Annotated in this window: 1 protein-coding gene; it reads left to right on the top strand. The window is 53.0% G+C overall.

Annotated features, from left to right (window positions below):
- The first annotated feature begins 39 nt into the window (after window positions 1-39).
- Window positions 40-1,119, top strand: a complete 1,080-nt coding sequence (locus EKD03_RS18285; protein ID WP_129633901.1) for an IS481 family transposase — start codon at window positions 40-42, stop codon at window positions 1,117-1,119.
- The last annotated feature ends 39 nt before the right edge of the window (window positions 1,120-1,158 follow it).

The following is a 1,158-nucleotide window of genomic DNA, read 5'->3' as shown; positions in this document are numbered from 1 at the left end:
ATCTGATCTGACACTTGGTAGATAAGAGTGGAGGATCATATGACAATGCATCAGAAGATTGTGAAGCCGAAGATGGGGCTCCTTGAGCTCGGGAAGCACCTCGGTAATGTGGCGGAAGCCTGTAGGGTAATGGGCTACTCCAGGGATTCCTACTACCGCTTCAAAAAGCAGTTCGAGCTGAACGGCGAGGAAGCGCTCAGGGATATTCCCAAATCAAAGCCGAATCTGAAGAACCGCGTGGACCCTGAGATTGAGCAGGCCGTGGTGGATATGACCTTCGCCTACCCGGCCTATGGTCAGGTCCGTATCTCCAACGAACTCAAGAGGGAGGGCATCTTCGTCTCACCCGGCGGGGTCCGTTGCATCTGGTTGCGTCATGACCTGGAGGTATTCCAGAAACGCTTGAAAGCTCTGGAGGCCAAATCGGCCCAAGAAGGTTTGGTCTACACTGAGGCGCAGGTAGCGGCCTTGGAACGGAAGAAGGAACAGGAACGGGAACACGGCGAGATTGAGAGCGAGCATCCGGGGTATCTTGGGTCCCAAGACACCTTCTATGTCGGTACGCTGAAAGGCGTCGGCAGGGTATATCAACAGACATTTGTTGATACCTACTGTAAATACGCCGACGCCAAACTGTATGAGAGCAAGACGCCGATAACCGCGGCCGACATGCTGAACGACCGCGTGCTTCCCTTCTACAACGAAGCCGAAATACCGTTACTACGGATCCTCACCGATCGGGGTACCGAGTTCTGCGGATTGGTCGAACACCACCCCTATGAGTTGCTTCTTGAGCTGGAAGGAGTCGAGCACACGAGGACTAAGGCAAGGCACCCACAGACCAATGGAATCTGTGAGCGATTCCACAAGACTATACTGACGGAGTTCTATCAGATAGCGTTCAGGAAAAAGGTGTATGAAAGCATAGCGGCATTACAGGCCGACCTCGATGAATGGCTGAAGGACTACAATGAGCGGCGACCCCATACCGGCCGATGGTGCTTCGGGAAGACTCCCCTGGAGACCTTCAAGGAATCGCTGCATATCGCCAAGGAGAAAATGATCGGCTATGATGGAGCGGTGTCCGAGGAAGCTGAAGCTGTCAGCGGACAGCAGTAATTTTCTCACTAAATGTCAGATCAGATATTGACAACTACA

Source organism: Candidatus Oscillochloris fontis, from assembly GCF_004138135.1.
GTDB classification, from domain to species: domain Bacteria; phylum Chloroflexota; class Chloroflexia; order Chloroflexales; family Chloroflexaceae; genus Oscillochloris; species Oscillochloris fontis.
This window is presented reverse-complemented; position numbering and strand designations above follow the sequence as displayed.

Coding starts and splice junctions, on each gene's coding strand:
- EKD03_RS18285 (WP_129633901.1), top strand. CDS start 40: ATGACAATGCATCAGAAGATTGTGAAGCCGAAGATGGGGCTCCTTGAG.